Source organism: Francisella sp. SYW-2 (assembly GCF_008711475.1).
Classification (GTDB): domain Bacteria; phylum Pseudomonadota; class Gammaproteobacteria; order Francisellales; family Francisellaceae; genus Francisella; species Francisella salimarina.
This window is the reverse complement of the sequence record NZ_VXKO01000002.1, coordinates 96,466-119,304: the sequence shown is the minus strand read 5'-3', so window position 1 is coordinate 119,304 and position 22,839 is coordinate 96,466. Positions and strand designations below refer to the sequence as shown.

Here is a 22,839-nt window from a genome sequence, read left to right as displayed (position 1 = left end):
TCATAAGGTTGGTGAGTATAGAGATGCTAAAATACAAAAAATTACACGTAAGAAGCATGGGAGACCTCAAAACTCTTACTTCAGATATGGACTAGACATGATTGTAAATGCTATTCAAAAAATTGGATTTTATAGCAATGATTTCTCCTTGTGTCTCAAAATATTCAATAAAACTACTAAGGAACTTAAAATATGAAAAAATTATCGTGTACAGAGAAAAATTTTACTCAAAATAGACCGAGTCTTCATTATATACTTTTAGAATAATATCCAGCTCTTCTTTTGTAAGCTTATGAGATAATTTTGGCAACTCATTAATATCAAAAAAATCTACCTTATTAACCTCAAAATTTGGGCTATTCTCGCCACCTACAATCTCTGCTACAAATACCAAACTGTAAACATTATAAATTTCACTTTGAGTATAATTATTTCTATCCATGAGCGCTAAAAATTTAGTCACTTTAATATCATAGCCCGTTTCTTCTTTAACCTCTTTGATACATGTTTCAACTGGCGAAAGATCAATATCACACCAACCACCTGGAATAGTCCATTCACTTGGAGTATCAGCATCTTCAGCCATTAGAAGTTTATTATTTTGAAAAATAACCACTCGCACACCTGGCTGTGGTGTTGGATAATACATATCCCTGTATATATCATAAGGTTGTACATCAGATTTGATATACTCGTGTAACATTTTTGAACTTAACTCTAATAGTTCATGGTAATTATCCAAAGCATATGGACATTTAGAGTAAACAACACCTGTATGTGATATTGCTTGGACTTTCTTTATAAACTCAAATATTTTATCTTTATGCATCAATTTATTTTTTCAAAGCAAATAAAGTAAAATATATCACATATACAACTTAAGATTAATGGTTAAACTTAGCTACAATGCTATTTACAATATAATAAAGGAATCACAATATATGAGAATAGAACATATTGCAATTTGGGTGAAAGATATTGAACTAATGAAAGATTTTTATTGTAAATACTTTAATGCAAAACCAAATAATAAATATATAAATCCCATAAAAGGCTTTTCTTCTTATTTCTTATCTTTTGAATCTGGAGCAAGATTAGAAATTATGCACTCAAAAAACATGAACAATTTAAATCTCGATAATACAGAAAGATTTGGTTTAATTCATCTTGCCATATCAGTAGGATCTAAAGAAAAAGTAGATCAACTAACAGAACAACTAAGAAATGATGGTTTTAAAATTACAGGTAAACCTAGAATCACAGGCGATGGATATTATGAAAGCTGTGTACTTGACCCAGAACAAAATTTAATAGAAGTCACAATCTAACAAAAAATCGTTATACCAAAAATCAAAACCTACTATAAATTAATCTTTTTTGTTTTTATGTTTTTTACCACCATGGACTTTACACTTCTTTAGATCATCTTTTGAATTAGCTTTTTCTACACAGGCTTGTTTTTCTTGCAACATTTTAAGAATTCGTTGCTTTTTAGCCTCAAATTTTTGTTGCTTTGCTTGTTGATTATCTACATTTGCATTCGAATTTGCTGCACTATCTGCAGCAAAAACAAGTACTGGAGAAACCAATAATAATATTAATAACATTTTTTTCATATCCTGCCCCCTAAACTATCAAAAATGAAAAGAATTATAGATTGAATATAGCACACATAAACATCAAGATTAATAATTAAACTATATAAAGAACCTAAATAGCAAACCTTTGGATAGTTACATAGCCCCACTCAGAATCATACTCGAAAGATTCGATAAAATCCAGGCAGACCAACTCTTTCACAACCCTACGCCAAAATCTAGTCGCATAGTCTGCTCCTTGAATCTGTCTAATCTGCCAATTGCCTTTATTCCTTAAAAAAATGTCTTTAGCAAAATCAATTCCAATTCTATTACGTCTATAGCTTGGTAAAATAAAAAACTCTGCAACATCAAGACATTCTTCGAGCTCCTTGATTACCATAAAACCCACTGGCAAGTTATCTATATATACAAGATAACCTATCACACCACCTTTAATAGGCGTTTGGATAACATATAAACCATTAGAATCTGGTTTTTCACCTGTTAAAGGAGCAAACTCACACTCGTAGAGTTGAACTAGATTTTCGTATATGTGATTATTTTGAGAGGTTATTTTTATGATTTTCATAACAACTATCAATATTCAAAAGATATAAATTCATATTATCAAATTGTCGTAATATACACTAGTAACGAGGAAAACTATCCTTTTTTGATTTCAGCAATCTTAGCTTTCCACAGCTTAGGACCTTGCTGATGCGCTGAAACACCAAGAGAGTCTACAGCAACAGTTACTGGCATATCTTCTACTTCAAACTCATAAATAGCTTCCATACCAAGGTCTTCAAAAGCGACAACTTCCGCTTTCTTGATTGATTTAGAGATTAGGTAAGCAGCGCCACCTACTCCCATAAAATAAACAGCCTTATTTTTTGCAATAGAGTCAATAGTAGCCTGACCTCTTTCTGATTTACCAATCATACCAGCAATACCAGCTTTCTCTAACATAAATGGTGTAAATTTATCCATACGCGTAGCTGTAGTAGGACCAGCAGGGCCAACAACTTCATCACCAACTGGATCAACTGGACCTACATAATAGATAAATCTACCTTTAAGATCTACAGGGAACTCTTCGCCAGCATTATACATATCCTGTAAACGCTTATGCGCCGCATCACGACCAGTCAAGATCTTACCTGTCAATAAAACATTATCACCAGATCTAAGAGCTTCGATTTCTTCTTTAGTAACTGTAGCAAGATTAATCTTCTTAACATCATCATTTTGTGCTTGCTCGATTACTGGCCAATCTTCGATCTTAGGTGCTGGCAAATCAACAGCTCCAGAACCATCTAATGTGAAATGCACATGACGAGTAGCCGCACAGTTAGGAATAAGAGCTACAGGCTTACATGCTGCGTGAGTTGGGTATTCATTAACCTTAACATCAAGCACAGTTGTCAAACCACCAAGACCTTGAGCACCTATACCAAGAGCATTGACACGATTATAAATATCTAATCTTAGTTGCTCAGTCTCATTTTGAGGACCATTTTTGATGATATCTTGCATATTAATCTCTTCACCTAGGGATTCTTTTGCAAGAAGCATAGCTTTCTCAGCTGTACCACCAATTCCGATACCAATAATTCCTGGTGGGCACCAACCCGCCCCCATCTGTGGAAGCATCTCTTCTACCCAGTCGATAATGCTATCACTAGGATTTAAAACTTTAAATTTTGACTTAAACTCAGATCCACCACCTTTTGCAGCGATATCAATCTCAATCTTATCACCATGAACCAAATCAATATGTACAATTGCTGGCGTATTATCTTTTGTGTTTTTTCTAGCTCCATGAGGTGGAAAAACCATAGATGCTCTCAAAGGGTTATGTGGATCATTATAGCCACGACGCACCCCCTCATTAACAAGCTCTGTAATTGTTCTATCAGTTTTATCAAGCTTAGCATCCATACCAACTTTTACAAACGCACACACCATACCTGTATCTTGACAGATTGGACGCTTACCCATAGCAGACATTCTTGAATTGATAAGAATCTGTGCCATCGCGTCTTTTGCTGGCTTTGATTCCTCACGTTGGTACGCTTCATACATTGCATCAATAAAATCTTTCGGGTGATAATATGAAATATATTGCAATGCTTCTGCAACACTATTTATTAGATCTTCTGTCTTGATAACAGCCATTAGCTAATCCTCTTGTTTTTAAATACAATATTCACCTTTATTATACCAATATTAGCGAATGTTTTTTAAGTTTATAATCTTATTATATCCATTTACTATAGTTCTTAAAGCAACCAAGTAAGCCTCAAATATTTATGATTAGCACATATGAGAAACTACTTACACAAAAAAACGCCAAGCCAACGATAACTCCATTAATAACTTTATCTTTCTTAGATTTAAGTGTTCCTTTTCTAACACTCTGCTTATACAAATTCCTAACAACTACCACCGTAGCTATCAAACCAATTAAAATTGCAACAACACTAGCCAATAACATAATAATCACACATCCACGTAATTTACTCTTTGCTTAAACCACTTATCCACCAATTTCTTTTTTAGATGTGGATATTCACTTTCTACTATAGCTGTAGCACCAGATATTTTATCATAATTATCATAATACTCATTTATATCAAAAGTCTTAAATGTTGAAACTCCTGACTGCTCTTTACCTAAGATATCTCCCGCTCCGCGTATCTCGAGATCTTTCTCAGCCAAATAAAAACCTTCTTGCGACTCTCTTACAAGCGATAGTCTTTTCTTGCCAACTTCGCTTATCCTATCACTATAAAGCAGTATACAATAACTCTCCTTTGCCCCTCTACCAACTCTTCCTCTTAGCTGATGAAGCTGAGATATACCTAATCTTTCGGCATTATCGATAATCATAATACTCGCATTTGGCACATCTACCCCAACCTCAATCACTGTAGTGGCAACCAATACCTTGTACTTTTTGGCTTTAAAATCACTCATCTCTTGTATTTTATCTTTTGATTTCATGCTGCCGTATACAAGACCTACATTTTCCTGTCCTAAAGCTTCTGCTAGTTCTTTATATAAAGTTTTGACATCCTGTAAAAAGTCCATATTTTCAGACTCTTCAACCAAAGGACAAACCCAATATACTTGTTCGCCACGAAATACTGCTTCTTTAACTTTAGCTATCAAACTTTGTTTTTTAGCTCTGTTTAAGACCGTTGTTACTATAGGCTTACGATTAGGCGGTAACTCATCAAGTATTGATAATTGTAAATTTCCATACAGAGTCATCGCTAGAGTCCTAGGAATAGGTGTAGCTGAAATTATGAGCTGATGAGGCACCAAATGCCTATCGTTTAGAGATGATTTATTAATTAAAGCTAAACGCTGCTCAACACCAAACCTATGTTGCTCATCAACAACTACCAGACCCAAATTACAATACTCAACACGCTCTTGAAACACAGCATGAGTTCCGACAATAACACAATCTTTTTTAAACTTAATAATCTCTAAACTTTCTCTAGTTTGCTTTGCAGTTAACTTACCTAATAGTGGTACAACCTCAATATCCAAATCTGCCATATATGATGCAAAAAAACTATAATGTTGCTCAGCCAAAATCTCTGTAGGCGCCATCACAACTGCTTGGTATCCAGATTTAACCGCGGTATATACAGCCATAGCTGCCACAATTGTTTTACCAGCGCCAACATCACCTTGCAGAAGCCTTATCATTGCACTTGATTGACTTATATCCACTAAAATCTCTGTGATTGTACGTTGCTGAGCTTGGGTTAATTGATAAGGTAACTTTTTATAAAATTCATTTTGCTGAGACTCTTCTAAAGACAATCTTGGAGCACTACTATTTATTATGCTTTTACGAATACTCTCCTCAGCAAGTTTGTAGGCAAGCATTTCTTCAAACTTTATAGAAGATCTAGCAATATTTATAAATTTGTCATCTATAGAATCTGTAAGAGCATGGACATAATACAAGGCATCACTAAAACTCATCAAACCAAATCCACGCAATAGCTGTCTTGGTAAAATATCTGCAACACTTTTACTTTTAAGGCAAGATAAAATTATTCTAGACACCACTTTATCAGAGACCTTTTTTAACCGATAAACTGGTGAAAACTCTTTTTTGATAGCACACACACCATCTTTTATAACTGCCCATTCTGGATGAACCATTTGTGGACTCAAAGATAAATCGACTTTACCATAGCAACGCACATATTCAGCATTTTCAAGTGCAACTATTTGATTAGGGTAAAATTTAAACATTACAATAGTACAAATTCCAGTCTCATCATTTACTACAAAGCGTAAGAATTTTTTGCCAAACTTCTTGTATGTTAAATTGGTTATTCTACCCTCAATGAGATACTTCTTATCCGCCACCAAAGAACTTATGGTGCTGACAAAACGAGTATCTTTATACTCTTTAGGGAAGATTGTCAAAAGGTCATCCGGATTATACAGATTATATTTAGCTAGCGCTTTAATAGTTGCCTCACCAACACCTTTGACTTCATTAAATTGCATAAACTTTTAAACTAGAAAGTCGACTAAACTGAATTTTAACATCTCAAAAGTTAAATTAACAATTCAATTGCTAATAGTACCATTTATTGTTAAATTTGAATAAGCAATTTATAACTAAAAAATATAAACATCATGAAGAGAAAATTACTAATTACTATTTCAATCGCATCAATTTTAGGATTAACTGCTTGTGGTCAAACTGGAGCCTTATACTTACCAGATGAAAAGAATGCAAGCTCAGGTTCTACAATTGCCACTTCAGGCTCTAGCATGATGAACAAATCAAAACAACAAAGTTCATCATCAAGCAACAGCGATGACAAAATAGATAATGACCCAAACACCCCACCAAGATACGCTAATCCAACTCTTGCCGAAGGATATGAAGGAGAAACTAATTTCACCTATAACAATAACATTCAAGACTCTGCTCAAGCAGGAGGAATGCCTCTTGTATAAACATTAAAGCTTATAATCAAAAATAAACAGTAAAACTTATTTATATTACTAGTTTACTTTTTGGACAAAAAATAATAAAATCATCGAGATATTGTATAAAAATAATAAATAAATTTGCCCAGGGAGGGTTTCTAGATGTCTAAAGTTTGTATAGTTACAGGTAAAAGACCTGCTACTGGTAATAATGTTTCTCACGCACAAAACAAAACAAGAAGAAGATTTTTACCTAATCTTCACACTCATAGATTTTGGGTTGAGAGTGAAAATAAGTATATCAAGCTAAAGGTTAGCTCAAAAGGTATGAGAATTATTGATAAAAAAGGTATTGATGCCGTTCTTGCTGACCTAAGAGCTCAAGGTCACAAAATTTAATTAAGCTTTGTATAAAGAGGAATAAGAAAAATGAGAGAAAAGATTAGATTAGTATCTTCTGCTAAGACTGGACACTTCTACACTACTACTAAAAATAAAAGAGAAATGCCAAACAAAATGGAAATTAAAAAGTTTGATCCTGTAGTTCGCAAACATGTAATGTATAAAGAAGCTAAAATCAAATAGAAATAATATATTCTTAAACTTTTAAGGCCTTACACATGAAGCAAGCTTTTCATTTTAAAGGTGGTAACTATACTATCAGTGCCATTAATATTAATGTAACTGAAATTACACAGATTGAGAGTTTACTCAACTCAAAACTCTCGCAATCACCATCTTTTTTCCAAAACACTCCTTTTGCGATTGATATTCGCGATATAGATAAAAGTGAAAAGTGTTCTCTCAATTTTTTAGAGAAAGTTATAGAATCATTCAAAAACAATGGTATGGTTCCAATAGGCTTTGTAGTTGATAACAAAGAGATAAAAACCCAGCTAGCCAAGTCTGGACACAATATTCTTAAAAGTGGTAAAGCCAAAGAAGCAGCTATTGATGAGGCTAAACAATCCTATTCAACAAAAATAATTACCTCTCCTGTGCGTACTGGTCAGTCTATTAATGCCCGAGATGCAGATGTGATTGTCACGGCAAATGTTAATAATGGTGCTGAGATTATAGCCGATGGTAGTATTATTGTATATGGCAGGGTTGGCGGTAGAGTAATTGCTGGCAGCTCAGGAAACAAAGATGCTAAAATAGTATGTAAAGACCTTAAAGCAGAATTAGTCTCTATCGCAGGAAAATATGTTACACTCAACAATGAAAGTATACCTGTTGATAGTTCCAAAACTGATGGGTATATAGTATATCTACAAGATGATAAAATCCATATAGAAGGTTTTTAAAGTAATTAAAAATAAGAGGCTTAAACTAAAATGAGTGAAAAAAAACAAGGTAAGGTTTTCGTAGTTACTTCAGGTAAAGGCGGCGTTGGTAAAACAACTTCTAGTGCAGCTATTGCATACGCTTTCGCAAGAAGAAACCTTAAAACAGTTGTTATTGATTTCGATGTTGGTTTAAGAAACCTCGATCTTATTATGGGTTGTGAAAGAAGAGTTGTTTATGACTTGATAAATGTTGTAAGAGAAGAAGCTACTATAAACCAGGCTATTATCAAAGATAAGAGAATTGATAACTTATATCTTATACCTGCTTCACAAACTAGAGATAAAGATGCTCTTACTGAGGAAGGTGTAGATAGAGTAGTCGAAGAATTAAAACAGTCTTTCGATATAATTATTTGTGACTCGCCAGCAGGTATTGAAAAAGGTTCTTTAATGGCTATGAGATGTGCAGATGCTGCAATTATAGTAACTAACCCTGAGGTTTCATCTGTAAGAGACTCTGATAGAATATTAGGAATGCTATCTAGTAAAACTCTAAAGGCACAAAAAGAAGGTGAGTTTAAAGAAATTCATCTACTTCTGAATAGATATGATTCAGCTAGAGCAAAAGCTGGAGCAATGCTAAGGGCTGAGGATGTTAGTGAGATACTATATACTCCTATCGTAGGAATAATTCCAGAATCTAAAGATATTCTAGAAGCTTCAAATAGCGGCCATCCCGTAACTCATCTTGACGATACTATAGCTGCCAAAGCATTCTTTGATGCAGTAGATAGAATTCTTGGTAAAGATATACCAATGAGATACACAGAGCAAAAAACTGGTTTCTTTAAAAAATTAATAGGTAAATCGTAACTATGTTAGCTAAACTTTTTGGATTAGGCAAAAAACAACAGAGCGCCTCTTTAGCAAAAGAAAGACTTCAAATCATTGTTGCACATCAAAGAAATGAGTTGCATCCAAGATCTTCAAAAATCAGTAGTCATTTACTCGCTGAACTTAAAGATGAAATCATTGAAGTTGTTAAAAAATATGTCGCTTTATCCGAAGATAATATTCGTGACATTGATATAAAAGTTGAAGATAGTAGCAAGAATTCAACAATAGAAGTTAATATTCCTTTTAATTAGTCTATTATTTTATAATGAGTAATATTGAGTTTAGGAATGTTTCCTTTTATAGAGATGAGCGCTGTATTTATGATGATATTTCATTCTTAATACCATCTAACAAAATAACTACAATCTTAGGGCCATCCGGAGCTGGGAAAACAACTATCTTACAACTCATTGCAGGGCTAATAAAACCTGATTCAGGTGATATATATATTGATAATTCTATTATCAGCAAAAGCACACGAGAGAAACAATTAGCCAGACTACGCAAAAAAATGGGGTTTCTCTTTCAATCAGGGGCTCTTTTTACACATCTAAGTGTCTATGATAATATTGCTTTCCCGCTACGAAAAAATACAAACCTTAGTGAAGAATTAATTCATAATATCGTTTTACTAAAACTTCAAGCTGTTAGGCTAGCACACACAATTGATATGATGCCAAGTGAACTATCTGGAGGAATGGCTCGTAGAGTCGCGCTTGCAAGATCAATAGCTATGGATCCTGACATCATGATGTATGATGAGCCATTCACAGGTCAGGACCCAGCCTCTTTTAACAAATTATTAGAACTTATTTCTACACTAAATGAATCATTAGGAATGACTTCTTTAATTGTCTCTCATGATATACAAGAGTCATTAAGTATCTCTGATCATATTATTATAGTAGGTAACAAAAAAGTCATAGCTAGCGATACGCCTGAAAATATAAAAAATAGTAAAGATAAGCAAATACAAGACTTCTTAGCTGGTAGACCTCTAGAAAATAGAGATAAAAAATCAGTAGATAAAAACTTCTTTTACAATGAGATTTTAAGGTGAACCATGTTAGCGTTTAGTAATATATATAAACTTACAATCTCTCTATCGTATAACTTATTAAGATCTGTTGATCTTATATTAAGAATAATTTTCAGTAAACTAAACATAAGAGATTGCATAACACAGATAAAAGCTGTTGGTGTAAATTCTATTATTATTATAGTTACATCTGGAATTTTTATAGGACTAGTATTAAGTCTACAAGGCTATTATACACTATCAAAATTTGGAGCTCACTCATTACTAGGTGTAATGGTTGCTTTAAGTGTTCTAAGAGAACTTGGCCCTGTAGTCACAGCAATGTTATTTGCTGGACGAGCTTGTAGCTCGATCACATCTGAAATTGGATTGATGAAAGCAACAGATCAAATCAATAGCTTAAAAGTTATGAATGTTAATCCTATTAGTTTTATACTATCCACAAGATTCTGGGCATGTGTAATTAGCGGACCAATCTTAGCACTTATCTTTGCAACTGTTGCAATACTTGCTGGGTTCGTACTTGCAGAGGCTGGATTAGGAATCAGTTATGGGGAATTCTGGAGCAATATCCAATCATCTGTCACAATTTCAGATATTACAAACGGTATTATTAAGAGCCTTGTTTTTGCATTTATAACTGCATGGATAGCGCTATACCAAGGCTACTACTGTATCGCTGACTCAAATGGTATTGCTAAAGCTACTACAAAAACTGTTGTATACTGCTGTATGAGTGTCTTAGGTGCAGATCTAATTTTAACATCGATTATGTTTGGAGGAATTTAATGAGGAACAAACATTTTGAAACCTCTGTAGGAATTTTTATTATCATAGGTGTTTTATGCCTTGTATTTTTAACATTTAAGGTAAGTGGAACATCTTTTAAATCATTTGGATCAAACGAATACACAATTGAAGCAGATTTCAAAAATGTAGGATCCCTACGCACAAATGCCTCTGTAAAAATTGCTGGTGTAGAAGTAGGTAGAGTTACAAAAATTTCATTAGAAAAAACTTATAACGGCTTTATGGCTGCAGTCACTATCACAATAAATAGCGATAAGAAAATTCCTGCCAACTACTCTGCTGCAGTAGCAATGTCAGGCATTTTAGGAGATAACTATGTTGCACTAACTCCACCTAGTGAAGATATAATGTCTATAGCAGGTATTGGTGATACTGAAAGTAACTCTGAGCAAGATAAGTACTTACATCAAGGCAGTGTAATAGAGCTTGAAAACACGCAATCTGCTTTAGATCTAGGATCATTAATAAACACCTTTGTAGCAGGAAAGGATGACGATAAAGGCAAGTGATAAGATTTGCTACTTTAAAATATATTATTTTTGTATTAAAATCTATGCTGGTAAATTAAATCTAGGAAAACTGACTATGCTACGTAAAATTTCAATTTTATTTATGATTATGGTGTTAACTATATCAAGTGCTTGGGCTATAGAGAACCCAGTTGATATGCTCAACAGAACTATAGTAAAAACTCAAGATAAGCTAATCAAGAATGCAGAAGAGTACAAGCAAGACCCTTATAAATTGTTACGTCTTGTCGATGCAGAAATTATTCCAATAGTTGCACCCAAAGTAATTGCTCAGCTTGTAGTTGGCACACCAAAATGGAAACAAGCAACTCCAGAGGAACAAAAACAATTTATACGTTCAGCAACAGAGATGTTAGCATTTATGTATGCCAAAAATGTGGCATACGCAGGCAAATACAAGTTAACACTATTCCCGTTCAACAAGGATGACAATAGTTGGGAGAAAAAACCAATAGTTGTAGTAAATGGTAAAATTACTAACATTGATAACAATCAAAGCTCTGACTTTGCAGTGAAAATGTTCCAAAAAGATAATCAATGGCATATATATGACTTTGATGTTGCAGGTGTAAGTATTCTAAGAACATACCAACAACAATTTGCAGCCTATAAAACTGTTCCAGAAATGACAGAAGCCGCTAAAAAAGTTACTCAAAAAATTAAAGAAAAGACATATCCAAAACTTTTGGACAAGAACTATAATCTTCAAAGTATAGAATGATAGCAATAAATAATAATAAATGGATTATAGAATCAGAATTGACTCTAAAAACAGTTTCACAACTCTATAAGACATACAAAAAAGATCTAACTAAGCTAGACATTATATGGATTATCGATTTTTCACCATGTACAAAAATTGATAGTTCGGGTTTATCACTCATAATTGAATATATAAAATATGCCAAAAGAAATAGTATACAACTAAAGCTAGAAAACATTGATCAGAAAACATTTTCTCTAGCTAAAGTTCACGGCGCAGATACTATACTAGAAGAGTACTTAATTTAGTAAAATTGGGAGAAAATATGACAAAAGAACAACTTAAAGACATTTTAGAAAACTCACTAATAAACTGTAACGCTGACATTCAGAGCGATGACAATGTACATTTCTCAGCGACTATAATTGCTGATGATTTTAACGATATGAAAAGTAAAGTTAAAAGACAGCAGTTAGTTTATTCTAAAATAAATGAATATATTCTTTCTGGCGAGCTTCATGCCATTGCAATGAAAACTATTGCTACAGATGAAGCTAAGTAATTATTTATTACACCCGCTCTTAAAAACTTAAGTCAAAGCCAATATTCCTCTATACTTAAATCCTAATAATCTTACTATACTAAAAGATTAATGACAGACCATTATAAAGAGAGCAATGAACTTATCGTTTTAGCAGCACCAATTTCAAATTATTATAAAAAATTTAAAAAACAACTAATTAACTTTCAGATAGAATATGCCAAGAAGATTTTAGCTAGTAAAGATGATGTTATTATACTTACTAATAAGTCTAATATGTCTACATATAGCGAGTCATTAGGTAAAAATCGAGTATTAGATTTCCCAATGCATGATATATGGATGCGAGACTTTACGATAACAAACCCTCATAAACCTATCATGTTTAGATACACTGCTGCTGGACAGGGAGTATCGAGAAATGCACAAAAGCTTGCTGACAATACTCAATATCAATTTCTTAAATTAGCAAACAAATCTAAACTTTCCTTTATCAAAACCGATCTACTAAATGATGGCGGAAATCTAGTTGATAACTATTATGGTGATGCCATTCTTAGTAAGAAATTTCTTGTTGATAATAAATTAAATATTTCACAAGCAACGAAGAAACTCTTAGCTCTTGGTTTTGATAGAGTTGCATTTATAGAACCTGATGAGCCATATGGCTTACAACATTCTGATGGAATAGTAAGTTTTATCAATAAAGATAACGCTATAATTAATACTTATCAAGATAGGAGATACACAACCAAACTAAAATCTGATATATCTAATGCTTTACCTAATGTTAATATCTCAGAGATAGTTACTTCACATTGTGAATCTACTACTTACGACAAAAATTTTGGATCAGCGTTTGGGCTATATGTAAATATGCTAGTCACTAATAATAACATATATCTTCCACAGTATGATATTGACACCGACATGGTAGCTATAAGCCAGATGGAGAAGATTACTACCAAAAATATAATCCCTATTAACTGCGCTGAAATTTCTAAGCTTGGAGGATCAGTTAGATGTATGTCTCTGCAGTTAAAAGGCGAGAATAGAGATAAACTTATGACATTAGCAGAAAAATCTCTATGACTGTGAAGAATTAACCTTGCTCTGCAAGAGTTTGTATAGTCGAAGCTGGTGAATCTGCATCGCCTGGCAGATCTGCCTTAGCATCATTAATTTTAGTTTGAAGCTTTTCAGACTCTGTTTCGATAGTGTCATCTTTATCAACATTAGCCAAATCAAGAGCACTACTATCAGTTGAGTAACTTTGATCGAAGGCCTCTTGAACTTGAGTAGCTTTATTAACTGTACCAATATTACTTTTGAATATAACTGGTGGCTCTGAAGACTTAGTCGCAGCAGACCCTGTGCTAGCAATCTTACCTTCTACATTCTCACTATCCATTCCTAGTACACCCAATACAGCCATATCTGTCTGAAGTGCCGCATCGTCTTTACGTAGATCTTGCTTAAGCACTTTAGCTATACCATAGTCATAACTTTGTAGATAAGCATTTCTCATTGCTATATATGGATCTACTGATACCTCTTTCAAATTCGAGTAAGAAGGCAAGTATGATACACCCTGATTCACATAATATGTACCGGTAGTACCAACACTCACACCCCAAGAAATAGCTGGCGCTACAGGCGCGAAGAAGAATATATACGTCAATGGATTAAATAACGCATCTACACCTGTTGTAACATCCTCTAAAGTACCTGGTCCAATCAAAGGCCATACAACATAAGGAGATGCCTCATTATCATCATACACACCCCATTTATGTAAAGTAACAGCGAAGCTTTGATGATATCTCATTGGCTTATCAAACCAGCTATCAGCAACATCAAAATAACCAGCTAAACCTAAAGTAGTATTTGTCAAAAATCTCACACTATCATCACCTGCATAATCTATTTCACCTTGGAATAAATCATTCACGATTCTTGCTGGCTCTGCTAAGTTTTGGAATATATTGAATATACCACTCTTGAATGAATCTGGAACAACAGTATCATACGCATTTGCTGCTGGAGTCAGAGTATCGTAAGCTTTGTCATTAAAAGCATACATAGATCTGTTATAGCTCTCAAAAGGATCTCTATTATCTTTAGTTGCTTTCATACTAGAACAACTACCTAAAGTTACTCCAATAACAGATAGCATTAAAATATTTTTAACATTAAATTTCATTAAAATTAGTCTCTTATTTCAGGTTGGCAAAAATATACAGAGCCTATTATAGTAAATTAACACCAAAAACTCTAATAAAAATTTTCTTAGATATTATATCTTTGGTATTATTTAAAAAATATATACATAATAAAAGAATATTAACTATGAGTAATATTGACAATAATGAAGTTGATAAATTTTCTCGTTTAGCTAGTGATTGGTGGAATCCAAAAGGTGAACTAAAAACTCTACACCAGGTGAATCCCCTAAGATTAGAGTTTATAAAAAAATTTACTAATCTAAGTAGTGAAAAAATAATTGATGTTGGTTGTGGCGGAGGAATTCTAACTGAATCTTTGAAGAATCAGACAAATAATGTTTATGGATTAGATGCTTCCTCACAAGCTATTAATGTGGCTAAAGAGCATGCAAAACTGAATAATCTTGAAATAGAATATATAAGTTCCACTATTGAAGATTTTATTACCAATAATGATACTCAATTTGATGTTATAACTTGTATGGAAATGTTAGAACATGTCCCAGATCCTGAAAGCATTATTGCCTCTATTTCAAAGCTTATCAAAAAAGATGGACTATTTTTTGCATCAACACTAAATAGAAATATTAAATCTTATCTATTATCTATAGTTGCTGCTGAACACATCTTAAAAATGGTACCTCAGGGAACACACCAATACGCTAAATTTATTAAACCTTATGAGCTTATAAAAACAGCTGAAAAATATGGTTTTAGTGCTCTAGAAATAATCGGCGTACACTACAATCCTATAACTGATAGTTTTAAACTTGGTAAAGGTACTGATGTTAATTATATTGTCGCATTCAAAAAGGTATAAATATGCAGTATAACTATTTTAACTATCCTAATGAGAAACTGCCTCCATATGGGTCTGTGATGTACTTTGCATATCGTAAATTGGATACTGATAAACAAGAAATACTTTATTTACTAGATCAGATAAAGTCTCAAATTATTTCATGCACAGAGCTATATAATAATATAGAGATTGCCAATGAAAAAATGAATTGGTGGCTAAAAGAGGTAAATACCTTAAATAATGATAAAAATATTTCGTCTCCTCAACTAAAAAGATTAGCTGAAGTTTTTGATGCTAAAACCTTATACAAACATTTAGTAGATGATATAGGTACATCTATAGATAGTAGTAGCGCTACAGAGAGAGATTTTAATCAACACATATCTAATAATTTTTTGGGTATAGAAACTTTGAAAGCTACATATCTAAATGATTTTGCAGCAATTGATGAATCTTTGATTAGACAAGTTAATATTAATAATGAAATAATAAGACATATTTTCTGTATGCCTAAACATTTTTATAATCAAATTTCTTTTGATAATAAGATTGCACCAACCATGACTAAAGATGATTTTAGAAATATAGCTAATCAATGGTTGCAACATTACAAAAAGATAAGCCTGAGCAAAAAGCTTAAGCCATTAGAGAAAATCAACAATATCCATTATAAAATGGTAAAAAAATATATTAAGAAAGTTGATAATCCCTTTAGAGAGACATTACACTTTTCTCCATTAAATTTACTATTTTACTCAATTTAAAGATAGTGCTAGATGACACCCAAATATAAACTACTCTTATTCTTTTCATACTTACTTAGCATAAATCTAGCAACTGCAATCCCATCAACCTACCCTTATACAGGGTCTACAGAACAACCAGACTTCAAGTATGATAAAAATCTAAGCCCCTATGTTAGTAACTATGGTCCACTCTATAATCAACAATATCAACCTATTAAAACAAACTCTTCTCCATATCAAGTTGATATCCAAGGTCAAAACAACTCAGGAGGGTTTTATACAGGTATCAGTAAAAATTTTACCTTCTAATTTTTTAGTTTACCAAATAACTCTATTGCTAAATAGCTCAATTAAAGTGTATATTCTAAATTACCTGTGTATTTTTTAAAAATAGGAAAACTTATAATGGGGACGATTAATTCGAAGAAAATGTCACTAATGAGTGCAGTACTTATAGGTGTGACATCAATGGTTGGCTCTGGATGGTTATTTAGTGCCCAACTTACAGCAAAAGCAGCAGGAAACTGGGCTTTCTTGGCTTGGGTGCTAGCATCAATTATGATTATGATGGTTGGCCTATGTCTAGCTAAAGTTGTTTCTGTATTTCCAGTAAGGGGTGCTACTACAAGATCAAGCGCCCTCTCTCATAATAGCCTTTTTGCTATGCCTTTTTCATTTGCTAACTGGTTTGGTGTTGTAGTTATGATTTCTACAGAGGCTCAAGCAACTACCCAATATTTGGCCGGGCTAAAAAGTTTTAGCTGGTTGATGGACGGCGGAGTAATCTCTACTTATGGAATGATATTATCATTATTTATTCTTTTTCTTTATCTGATTATCAACTTCTACGGTGTAAAACTGTTATCAAGTGTTAACAATGGTATAACCATATTTAAGATGACAGTACCTGCAATTATAGTTTTTATATTTATCATCTACGCATTTACACATAGTGGCGAACATCATAGCTTACTATCTCCAGAAATACCTAATAATAATTTCACAGCCTACAATGCTCTTACTGCAATTGTCGCTGGTGGACTTGTATATACATTTAATGGCTTCCAAATAGTTGTTGCCTACAGTAGTGAAATCAAAAATCCTTCTAGAAATGTTCCTATTGCAATAATATTATCACTAACAATAGTTTTAATACTCTATATTGCTTTACAATATGCCTTTATGGAGGCTGTACCTCATAGCTACCTTATAGAAAAAGGTGGTTGGGCAGGACTAGATTTTGAGTCTCCTTTACTACAGGTTGCGACAATGATAGGACTAGGATATATTGCAGTACTACTAATCATTGATAGTATTGTTAGCCCTTCTGCAACTGGCTATAGTTATCTTGGTGCTTCTTCTAGAATGTTATATGCAATGTCTGCTGAAGGTCAAATGCCAAGATTTTTTGCGAAAATAAATCAAAAAGTTAATATTTCGAGAAGATCACTGATTGCTAACTTTATTTTATGTGCAGTATTCTTAATGTTTGCTGATAACTGGGCTGCTTTGATGTTATTTGTCACGGGTTTCAATATTATAGGTTATATGGCGGCTCCTGTTAGTATGGGCGCTATTGCTCCTAAACTAAGAATATTCGGCCTAGTTGTATTTGTACTTTTAACTCTTCTATTAAATACTGTTGATATCCTGTCAAATATTTATCTTGGTGTAATTCTCGCTGTACTGGTTATTATATTCTGCTTTTTTGAATATAAACGTGTCGGTATCAAAACTCTAATGATACTAGTACTTCCTTTTATAATATTTATATGTGCCACAGCTCCTATTGAGAACTATATAGTTAATGCTATTGTGGGGGCTATATTCTATATTATAGTTACTGATAAGCGTTATGTTGCATATTGTAAAGAAACAGCTAATAAAGATAATATTGTTGAAGATTAAAATATCTCAATTATCTAACTAAAATCCTCATCTTACCTAGCTTGTTATAAGCGAACATTTTAGCTAAACTCTAGGTCAAATTAATATTTTGAATAGCTAAAAAATGTTAGTAGATAAGCTAATTAGCCTTAAAACAGCTATAGATGTAGTTAATGATAATAAAAACAGCTCTTTTGGTTACGCTATAAAGAATGCTAAAGGACAAGTAATAACTTGTAATCGCATGTTCTTAGAGTGCACAGGAGTGGCCAATTTGAAAGAGCTACAAGGTCTATCAGATCAAGATATAGATCTGTGGAAAGATGATGTCTATGACTATGCTATAGGAGAGAAGATATCAATTGATTCAAAATCATATTATCTTTCGACTGAATCTCTAGCAAATCAAACAAGTATTGAACCAATAACAATTCTGACAGAGAAGATTCCATTTTATGATGAAGATGGTAAAAACTATGTTCTGGTCAGAATTAAGATTCTAGAAAATAATGATTTAACCAAATGTAGAATTTACACGCTCAATGATGCTCCAATAATTGAGTTTAAATATTATTTTGAAACATTGAAATTCACATCTAAAGAATATCGTATTCTTAAATATCTAATTGAACACAACCTAGAATATAGCCAAATAGCAAAACTGATGAATTATACTCCTAGTTCGATAAAAGCTTGTATTTCAAAGATGTATGACAATCTTAATATATATTCTAAAGACTATAGAAAACTAAACTTTTTACGCTCATTATTAAAATATATGTTCCTACCAGAGCTAAATAAGGAAATTTCAAAAATTATAAGATTTTAATTTTAAACAAAAAAACTAGGAGATAAAAATGAATCAATCTACACAGTCAAATAATAACCCTGTTACTAATTTTCTAAAAAAATTTATAAGCTTTGAGAATTTTATTACACCAACGATTATTGTTTTTATTTTTTGGCTTAGTATTATTGGAGTGTGCTTAAGCGGTTTAGCAGCTATATTTTCGGGTTATATTTTATCCGGTATTCTAGAGATTATTTTTGGTGCAATTTTCGCTAAAATTTTTTGTGAAATACTTATGGTGCTTTTTAAGATTAACGATAGTCTCAAAGAAATTGCAAAAAACACTCGTAAATAATCTATAACGGATCTCTCAAATGTTTGTTACGCCAATAGACAAAAAGCATAAATAATGAGCAAACAAATAAAAATCCGCATAAATATAATCCTGCATAAGTTAATGAATCTATACTTACCAAATTTTTCGGCATAACAAATCCTGCTATCATGGCAACTAAGATACCTAAAATACCCATAATACATAAACTATAAAAAACTAGCTCATTGTGTATTATAGTCTTTTTTGATGTTCTTCTAAGTCGTAAAGCTGCTAAAAACATCAAGATATACATAGTCAAATATACTTCTGTATTAAGTGATATTAGCACCCAATAAAAAGAGTTCATATTATCCACCATAGTTATCGTCAATGATAATCCAATAACAATTAACCCTTGTATGTACAAAATATTACTAGGAACACCATAATTATTATTTGTAGAAAATCTCTTTGGTAAATAGCCTCTTTCAGCAGCTTGGCACAAACTCACAGCAGGACTTAAAGCCCAACTGATAGCCGAGCCAAATGCTCCTAAAACCAAACCAATACTAATCAAAGGCATTGCTGCTGGTAATCCTAGCCTTTCAAAACCAATCTTAAAAGTCTCAAAAAGACCATTATATAAACTTATAGAACCAGCTGGAATTAGAAAAGCTATAGTCAAAGCTCCCAAAAACATCATTAATACAATAAATATTACAGCTAAAAAAATTGCTCTAGTAAATGTTTTCTGAGGATCTTTTAGCATCGGAACATATACTGAACATAACTCTATTCCCAAAAAAGAAATAATAACCACTGTTAATGCAGATATGTCTTTCAGTGCTGATAGGTTAAATGATATCTGTGATACTTTAAGCTCCAGAGGATACCCTTTTACCAACCAAAAACCAAGAAATATAAAAAGTACTAAAACAGGAATTACTACTCCAAGAATCATACATATAAACGATACTATGGCAGATTCTTTGACACCAAAATGATTAATAGCCATTATTAACAAATACAAAGTTACCATAATACTAGCGATAGCTGGAGGACTGGCAAAACCAAACACCGAGCATATAGTTGATGACATAAATAGCAAGCTAGCAGGAAACCAGATTACATTACTACTCCATTGTGCCCAAATTGCAAACATACCAGCATTATCACTGATACCTTTAGAGCACCATTGGAAGATTCCATTTTGATGCTGATCGGCAAAACTTGCACTAAGTTCAGCCGAAATAAATGCTACAGGTATAAGAAAAAATACAACACCAATTATAAAAAATAATGGTAAATACTCGCCAAATACAGCTAAAGAAGGCAAATTTCTCACAGAATCTACTGATATAATTATCAAACCTGTTAACATTAATAGAGATAGATTATTTTTCATCAACATTGATCTTTTATGAATTTAAGTCCTATAGTAGAAATAAATAGCAAATTAGTAAAGTCAAATATTGAGTATCTACGTAATAAAAACCCTCACTCAAAAATAATGTTTATCGTCAAAGCTAATGCCTATGGCATAGGTATAGAAAACATCTATAAGGTAACCAATGATCTAGTTGATGCTTACGGCATAGCTCGCATAGAAGAGTACTATGTTTTAAAGAGTTTAGGCTGTACAAAAGATATAGTTTTCCTAAGTGGTATATATGCAGAATGCTTTGACTTTAAAATACCTAAAAATGTTATTCCTATACTTGGTAATGAATTACTAATCAAAGACTATATAAAGTATGAAGATGATAAGTCAAAACAAGTTATACTTGATTTTGATTGTGGTATGGGAAGATTTGGTTTTTATAGAGACGACTTTATAAAACATCTTGATACAATAAAAGGTTCAGGATTTTCAAATATAACATTATTTTCACATATTCCAACAGGCTATAATGGCTATGATAGATCTAAAAAATATATTGATAAAATTCTTTCGTTAGCTGAAGAAACAAAACTTAAATACACTTTCTCTAACTCACCAGTTTCTCTTTTTGATACAGACTTTCAACAAGAGTATATCCGTTCTAGCTCAGCAGTATTAGGCTATGATCAAGAGCCTAAAGTAATCAAGTTTAGTTTATCTCTTAAAGCTTGTATTATCTCTATCAGAGATATCCCAAAAGGAGAATATATAAGCTATGGTAATGAATATTTCTGCAATGAAAATACGACTGTAGCTATTTTAAATATTGGCTATGCCGATGGTTTAGGTTGTGAAATTCATCATGACTCATATCTACTTATCAATGCTACTAAGTGCTCTATCCTATCAATAAATATGGATTATTTATACGTAGATATATCAGCGATTAAACATCAACTAAAAGTGCTTGATATGATTGAACTATTTGGACCTAATAGCCTAAGCTTAGAACAACATGCCAATATGTACAATATAACTAAAGATGAAGCACTCACTAAGCTTAATGCTCTGAGAGTTAAAAAAGAGATAATTTAACTTTATATCTTGCATTTTTTAATATCTATAGTCTTGAGTATGACTATCAATAATGGTGGTACCATCATTAATAATCCAAATAAAAATTGATTATTAAGGCTAATACTAGAAACAAGTGATGATGAAATAGTAGTTACAGCTATCTGTATAAATCCGAATATTGCCGATGCTACGCCAATCTCTGTGTGTATATCCTTATAAGCACAAATGTAAGTAGCTGTATATTGAAAAACATTCCCGCAAAAGGCTAAAGCACATAATACAACAATTACCTTAGCATCTAATCCAAAAATAAAATATGATAAAGCCAGTAATATACCACTTAGTGCAGAAAAAGATCCACAATAAAGTATTACCTTATCCATATCTAGTTTACTAATCTTATTTTTAAAGATTATTAAAAATATTGCTGAGGGTATAATTACTGCTGCTGATAAAAATGAAAACTCAACAGCAGAAAATCCTAATTTTACTTGGAAGAAAAATGGTGAAAGTGTTGCAAACACAAAAACAAGCGATAATGCCAAACCGCTACATATTGCATTAAGGACAAAGACCTTATGAGATAATATTCTCTTATATGACTCTAGAAGCTTATAATTACTTTTTGGTATAGCCTCTAGATGTAAGTACTTGATAATCAAAACTGTAATCGTAAGTGCCATTATTGAATGCAAAGCAAAATTACCACGCCAACCAATAGTCTCTTGGATAATTCCTCCAGTAATCGGAGCTAGAGGTGGAGTTAATGAAACTATACTAGTGATTACAAGACTAGCCTTTGCAAGTGATTGGTTATCACTAAAACATCTTTCATAATTGCACGAAAAGATACAAAAGAACTACCCATTCCAATACCCTGTAAAAAGCGAAAAAATAACAACTGCTTTTCACTTTGAGCCAGCATACACAAAATACTTGCGATACAAAATACCAAATATCCAGCTAATAATGCTTGTTTGCGACCATATTTGTCAGATAAGTAACCAAATCCAAGCATTGAACATGTCATACCGAAAAAGTATATCCCAACAGTTAATTTAATATCTTTGGCAGCTGCATGAAAATAATCTGCAATATGTGGTAGTGATGGTGTGAAGCTGTCAGTAGCAAATTGTGACATCAAACCAAAAAGACAAATTATGAGAATAACTGTTTTATCAGATGATATTTTTTTAAAAGGATCATTAGGCATTCACTAATCCTAAATTTTTAAAAGATTGAATTCTGAAGA

29 protein-coding genes and 1 pseudogene are annotated in these 22,839 nt (G+C 32.5%); 21 read left to right on the top strand and 9 right to left on the bottom strand.

Going from position 1 to position 22,839, the window contains the following annotated elements:
- Nucleotides 1-223 precede the first annotated feature (223 nt).
- On the bottom strand, nucleotides 224-829 hold the full coding sequence (locus F3D57_RS01655) for an NUDIX hydrolase N-terminal domain-containing protein (protein ID WP_149367826.1): 606 nt from the start codon (nucleotides 827-829) through the stop codon (nucleotides 224-226).
- 112 nt (nucleotides 830-941) lie between these two features.
- Between F3D57_RS01655 and F3D57_RS01650 the strand changes: the two genes are divergently transcribed.
- Complete coding sequence (locus tag F3D57_RS01650) at nucleotides 942-1,328, top strand: VOC family protein (RefSeq protein ID WP_150464955.1); 387 nt, start codon at nucleotides 942-944, stop codon at nucleotides 1,326-1,328.
- 39 nt (nucleotides 1,329-1,367) lie between these two features.
- Here the strand turns inward: F3D57_RS01650 and F3D57_RS01645 are convergent, their stop codons facing one another.
- The 5 genes from F3D57_RS01645 to F3D57_RS01625 form a co-directional block, all read right to left on the bottom strand.
- Nucleotides 1,368-1,616, bottom strand: coding sequence for a hypothetical protein (locus F3D57_RS01645; RefSeq protein WP_150463596.1), 249 nt, complete (start codon nucleotides 1,614-1,616; stop codon nucleotides 1,368-1,370).
- Nucleotides 1,617-1,710: 94 nt separating this feature from the next.
- The gene (locus F3D57_RS01640) at nucleotides 1,711-2,169 is read right to left on the bottom strand and encodes a hypothetical protein (RefSeq protein WP_013922140.1); all 459 of its coding nucleotides are present in this window, start codon (nucleotides 2,167-2,169) and stop codon (nucleotides 1,711-1,713) included.
- Nucleotides 2,170-2,243: 74 nt separating this feature from the next.
- Nucleotides 2,244-3,758, bottom strand: coding sequence for a fumarate hydratase (locus tag F3D57_RS01635; RefSeq protein WP_150464954.1), 1,515 nt, complete (start codon nucleotides 3,756-3,758; stop codon nucleotides 2,244-2,246).
- A gap of 124 nt (nucleotides 3,759-3,882) precedes the next feature.
- The gene (locus F3D57_RS01630; RefSeq protein ID WP_150464953.1) at nucleotides 3,883-4,077 is read right to left on the bottom strand and encodes a hypothetical protein; all 195 of its coding nucleotides are present in this window, start codon (nucleotides 4,075-4,077) and stop codon (nucleotides 3,883-3,885) included.
- A 5-nt stretch (nucleotides 4,078-4,082) separates the two neighbouring features.
- The gene (locus tag F3D57_RS01625; RefSeq protein ID WP_150464952.1) at nucleotides 4,083-6,122 is read right to left on the bottom strand and encodes an ATP-dependent DNA helicase RecG; all 2,040 of its coding nucleotides are present in this window, start codon (nucleotides 6,120-6,122) and stop codon (nucleotides 4,083-4,085) included.
- 132 nt (nucleotides 6,123-6,254) lie between these two features.
- On the opposite strand from F3D57_RS01625, the gene lptM reads away from it, so the two are divergent.
- The 13 genes from lptM to F3D57_RS01560 all read left to right on the top strand — a co-directional run bounded on the left by lptM (nucleotide 6,255) and on the right by F3D57_RS01560 (nucleotide 13,455).
- On the top strand, nucleotides 6,255-6,581 hold the full coding sequence (gene lptM, locus F3D57_RS01620; RefSeq protein ID WP_150464951.1) for an LPS translocon maturation chaperone LptM: 327 nt from the start codon (nucleotides 6,255-6,257) through the stop codon (nucleotides 6,579-6,581).
- A gap of 135 nt (nucleotides 6,582-6,716) precedes the next feature.
- Nucleotides 6,717-6,953 carry a 50S ribosomal protein L28 gene (gene rpmB / locus F3D57_RS01615; protein ID WP_013922135.1) on the top strand — a complete coding sequence of 79 codons (237 nt, stop codon included), beginning with the start codon at nucleotides 6,717-6,719 and terminating at the stop codon, nucleotides 6,951-6,953.
- A 30-nt stretch (nucleotides 6,954-6,983) separates the two neighbouring features.
- Nucleotides 6,984-7,139 (top strand): 50S ribosomal protein L33, encoded by a 156-nt coding sequence (rpmG, locus tag F3D57_RS01610; RefSeq protein ID WP_004286519.1) that lies wholly within the window; start codon nucleotides 6,984-6,986, stop codon nucleotides 7,137-7,139.
- 35 nt (nucleotides 7,140-7,174) lie between these two features.
- Entirely contained in the window at nucleotides 7,175-7,861 is a 687-nt protein-coding gene (gene minC, locus F3D57_RS01605) for a septum site-determining protein MinC (protein ID WP_013922134.1), read from the top strand.
- Nucleotides 7,862-7,891: 30 nt separating this feature from the next.
- Complete coding sequence (gene minD / locus F3D57_RS01600) at nucleotides 7,892-8,716, top strand: septum site-determining protein MinD (RefSeq protein ID WP_013922133.1); 825 nt, start codon at nucleotides 7,892-7,894, stop codon at nucleotides 8,714-8,716.
- Between the two features lie 2 nt (nucleotides 8,717-8,718).
- Entirely contained in the window at nucleotides 8,719-8,991 is a 273-nt protein-coding gene (gene minE / locus F3D57_RS01595; protein WP_012279974.1) for a cell division topological specificity factor MinE, read from the top strand.
- Between the two features lie 14 nt (nucleotides 8,992-9,005).
- A complete protein-coding gene (locus F3D57_RS01590; protein ID WP_150464950.1) occupies nucleotides 9,006-9,800 on the top strand; it encodes an ABC transporter ATP-binding protein in 795 nt (264 codons plus the stop codon).
- Between the two features lie 3 nt (nucleotides 9,801-9,803).
- Entirely contained in the window at nucleotides 9,804-10,568 is a 765-nt protein-coding gene (locus F3D57_RS01585) for an MlaE family lipid ABC transporter permease subunit (RefSeq protein WP_013922131.1), read from the top strand.
- Nucleotides 10,568-11,098, top strand: coding sequence for an outer membrane lipid asymmetry maintenance protein MlaD (gene mlaD, locus F3D57_RS01580; protein WP_150463588.1), 531 nt, complete (start codon nucleotides 10,568-10,570; stop codon nucleotides 11,096-11,098). The genes F3D57_RS01585 and mlaD overlap by 1 nt, the downstream gene beginning before the upstream one ends.
- 76 nt (nucleotides 11,099-11,174) lie before the next feature.
- On the top strand, nucleotides 11,175-11,840 hold the full coding sequence (locus tag F3D57_RS01575) for a phospholipid-binding protein MlaC (RefSeq protein WP_013922129.1): 666 nt from the start codon (nucleotides 11,175-11,177) through the stop codon (nucleotides 11,838-11,840).
- Nucleotides 11,837-12,130 carry a lipid asymmetry maintenance protein MlaB gene (locus F3D57_RS01570; RefSeq protein WP_146421785.1) on the top strand — a complete coding sequence of 98 codons (294 nt, stop codon included), beginning with the start codon at nucleotides 11,837-11,839 and terminating at the stop codon, nucleotides 12,128-12,130. Before F3D57_RS01575 ends, F3D57_RS01570 begins: the two co-directional genes overlap by 4 nt.
- Before the next feature lie 17 nt (nucleotides 12,131-12,147).
- Nucleotides 12,148-12,384 carry a BolA/IbaG family iron-sulfur metabolism protein gene (locus F3D57_RS01565; RefSeq protein ID WP_150464949.1) on the top strand — a complete coding sequence of 79 codons (237 nt, stop codon included), beginning with the start codon at nucleotides 12,148-12,150 and terminating at the stop codon, nucleotides 12,382-12,384.
- A 90-nt stretch (nucleotides 12,385-12,474) separates the two neighbouring features.
- A complete protein-coding gene (locus F3D57_RS01560) occupies nucleotides 12,475-13,455 on the top strand; it encodes an agmatine deiminase family protein (protein ID WP_150464948.1) in 981 nt (326 codons plus the stop codon).
- Between the two features lie 10 nt (nucleotides 13,456-13,465).
- Here F3D57_RS01560 and F3D57_RS01555 read toward each other — a convergent pair whose 3' ends face one another.
- Nucleotides 13,466-14,566 carry a VacJ family lipoprotein gene (locus F3D57_RS01555; RefSeq protein ID WP_013922125.1) on the bottom strand — a complete coding sequence of 367 codons (1,101 nt, stop codon included), beginning with the start codon at nucleotides 14,564-14,566 and terminating at the stop codon, nucleotides 13,466-13,468.
- Between the two features lie 146 nt (nucleotides 14,567-14,712).
- Between F3D57_RS01555 and ubiG the strand changes: the two genes are divergently transcribed.
- From ubiG to F3D57_RS01525, 6 genes are all read left to right on the top strand, one after another.
- Nucleotides 14,713-15,408, top strand: a complete 696-nt coding sequence (gene ubiG / locus F3D57_RS01550; RefSeq protein WP_150464947.1) for a bifunctional 2-polyprenyl-6-hydroxyphenol methylase/3-demethylubiquinol 3-O-methyltransferase UbiG — start codon at nucleotides 14,713-14,715, stop codon at nucleotides 15,406-15,408.
- Between the two features lie 2 nt (nucleotides 15,409-15,410).
- The gene (locus F3D57_RS01545) at nucleotides 15,411-16,154 is read left to right on the top strand and encodes a hypothetical protein (protein ID WP_150464946.1); all 744 of its coding nucleotides are present in this window, start codon (nucleotides 15,411-15,413) and stop codon (nucleotides 16,152-16,154) included.
- 12 nt (nucleotides 16,155-16,166) lie between these two features.
- Nucleotides 16,167-16,445: a hypothetical protein gene (locus F3D57_RS01540; protein ID WP_150464945.1), complete on the top strand. Its 279-nt coding sequence runs from the start codon at nucleotides 16,167-16,169 to the stop codon at nucleotides 16,443-16,445.
- A 96-nt stretch (nucleotides 16,446-16,541) separates the two neighbouring features.
- The gene (locus tag F3D57_RS01535) at nucleotides 16,542-18,044 is read left to right on the top strand and encodes an APC family permease (RefSeq protein ID WP_041263586.1); all 1,503 of its coding nucleotides are present in this window, start codon (nucleotides 16,542-16,544) and stop codon (nucleotides 18,042-18,044) included.
- A gap of 103 nt (nucleotides 18,045-18,147) precedes the next feature.
- Nucleotides 18,148-18,852 (top strand): hypothetical protein, encoded by a 705-nt coding sequence (locus F3D57_RS01530; protein ID WP_150464944.1) that lies wholly within the window; start codon nucleotides 18,148-18,150, stop codon nucleotides 18,850-18,852.
- 28 nt (nucleotides 18,853-18,880) lie between these two features.
- Nucleotides 18,881-19,168, top strand: a complete 288-nt coding sequence (locus tag F3D57_RS01525) for a DUF4282 domain-containing protein (protein WP_150464943.1) — start codon at nucleotides 18,881-18,883, stop codon at nucleotides 19,166-19,168.
- 1 nt (nucleotide 19,169) lies between these two features.
- On the opposite strand, the gene F3D57_RS01520 is transcribed toward F3D57_RS01525, so the two are convergent.
- On the bottom strand, nucleotides 19,170-20,534 hold the full coding sequence (locus tag F3D57_RS01520) for an APC family permease (protein ID WP_150464942.1): 1,365 nt from the start codon (nucleotides 20,532-20,534) through the stop codon (nucleotides 19,170-19,172).
- A 15-nt stretch (nucleotides 20,535-20,549) separates the two neighbouring features.
- On the opposite strand from F3D57_RS01520, the gene alr reads away from it, so the two are divergent.
- Nucleotides 20,550-21,605: an alanine racemase gene (gene alr / locus F3D57_RS01515; protein WP_150464941.1), complete on the top strand. Its 1,056-nt coding sequence runs from the start codon at nucleotides 20,550-20,552 to the stop codon at nucleotides 21,603-21,605.
- A gap of 2 nt (nucleotides 21,606-21,607) precedes the next feature.
- On the opposite strand, the pseudogene F3D57_RS01510 reads toward alr, so the two are convergent.
- Nucleotides 21,608-22,800: pseudogene (locus F3D57_RS01510) on the bottom strand (MFS transporter).
- Nucleotides 22,801-22,839: the final 39 nt, after the last annotated feature.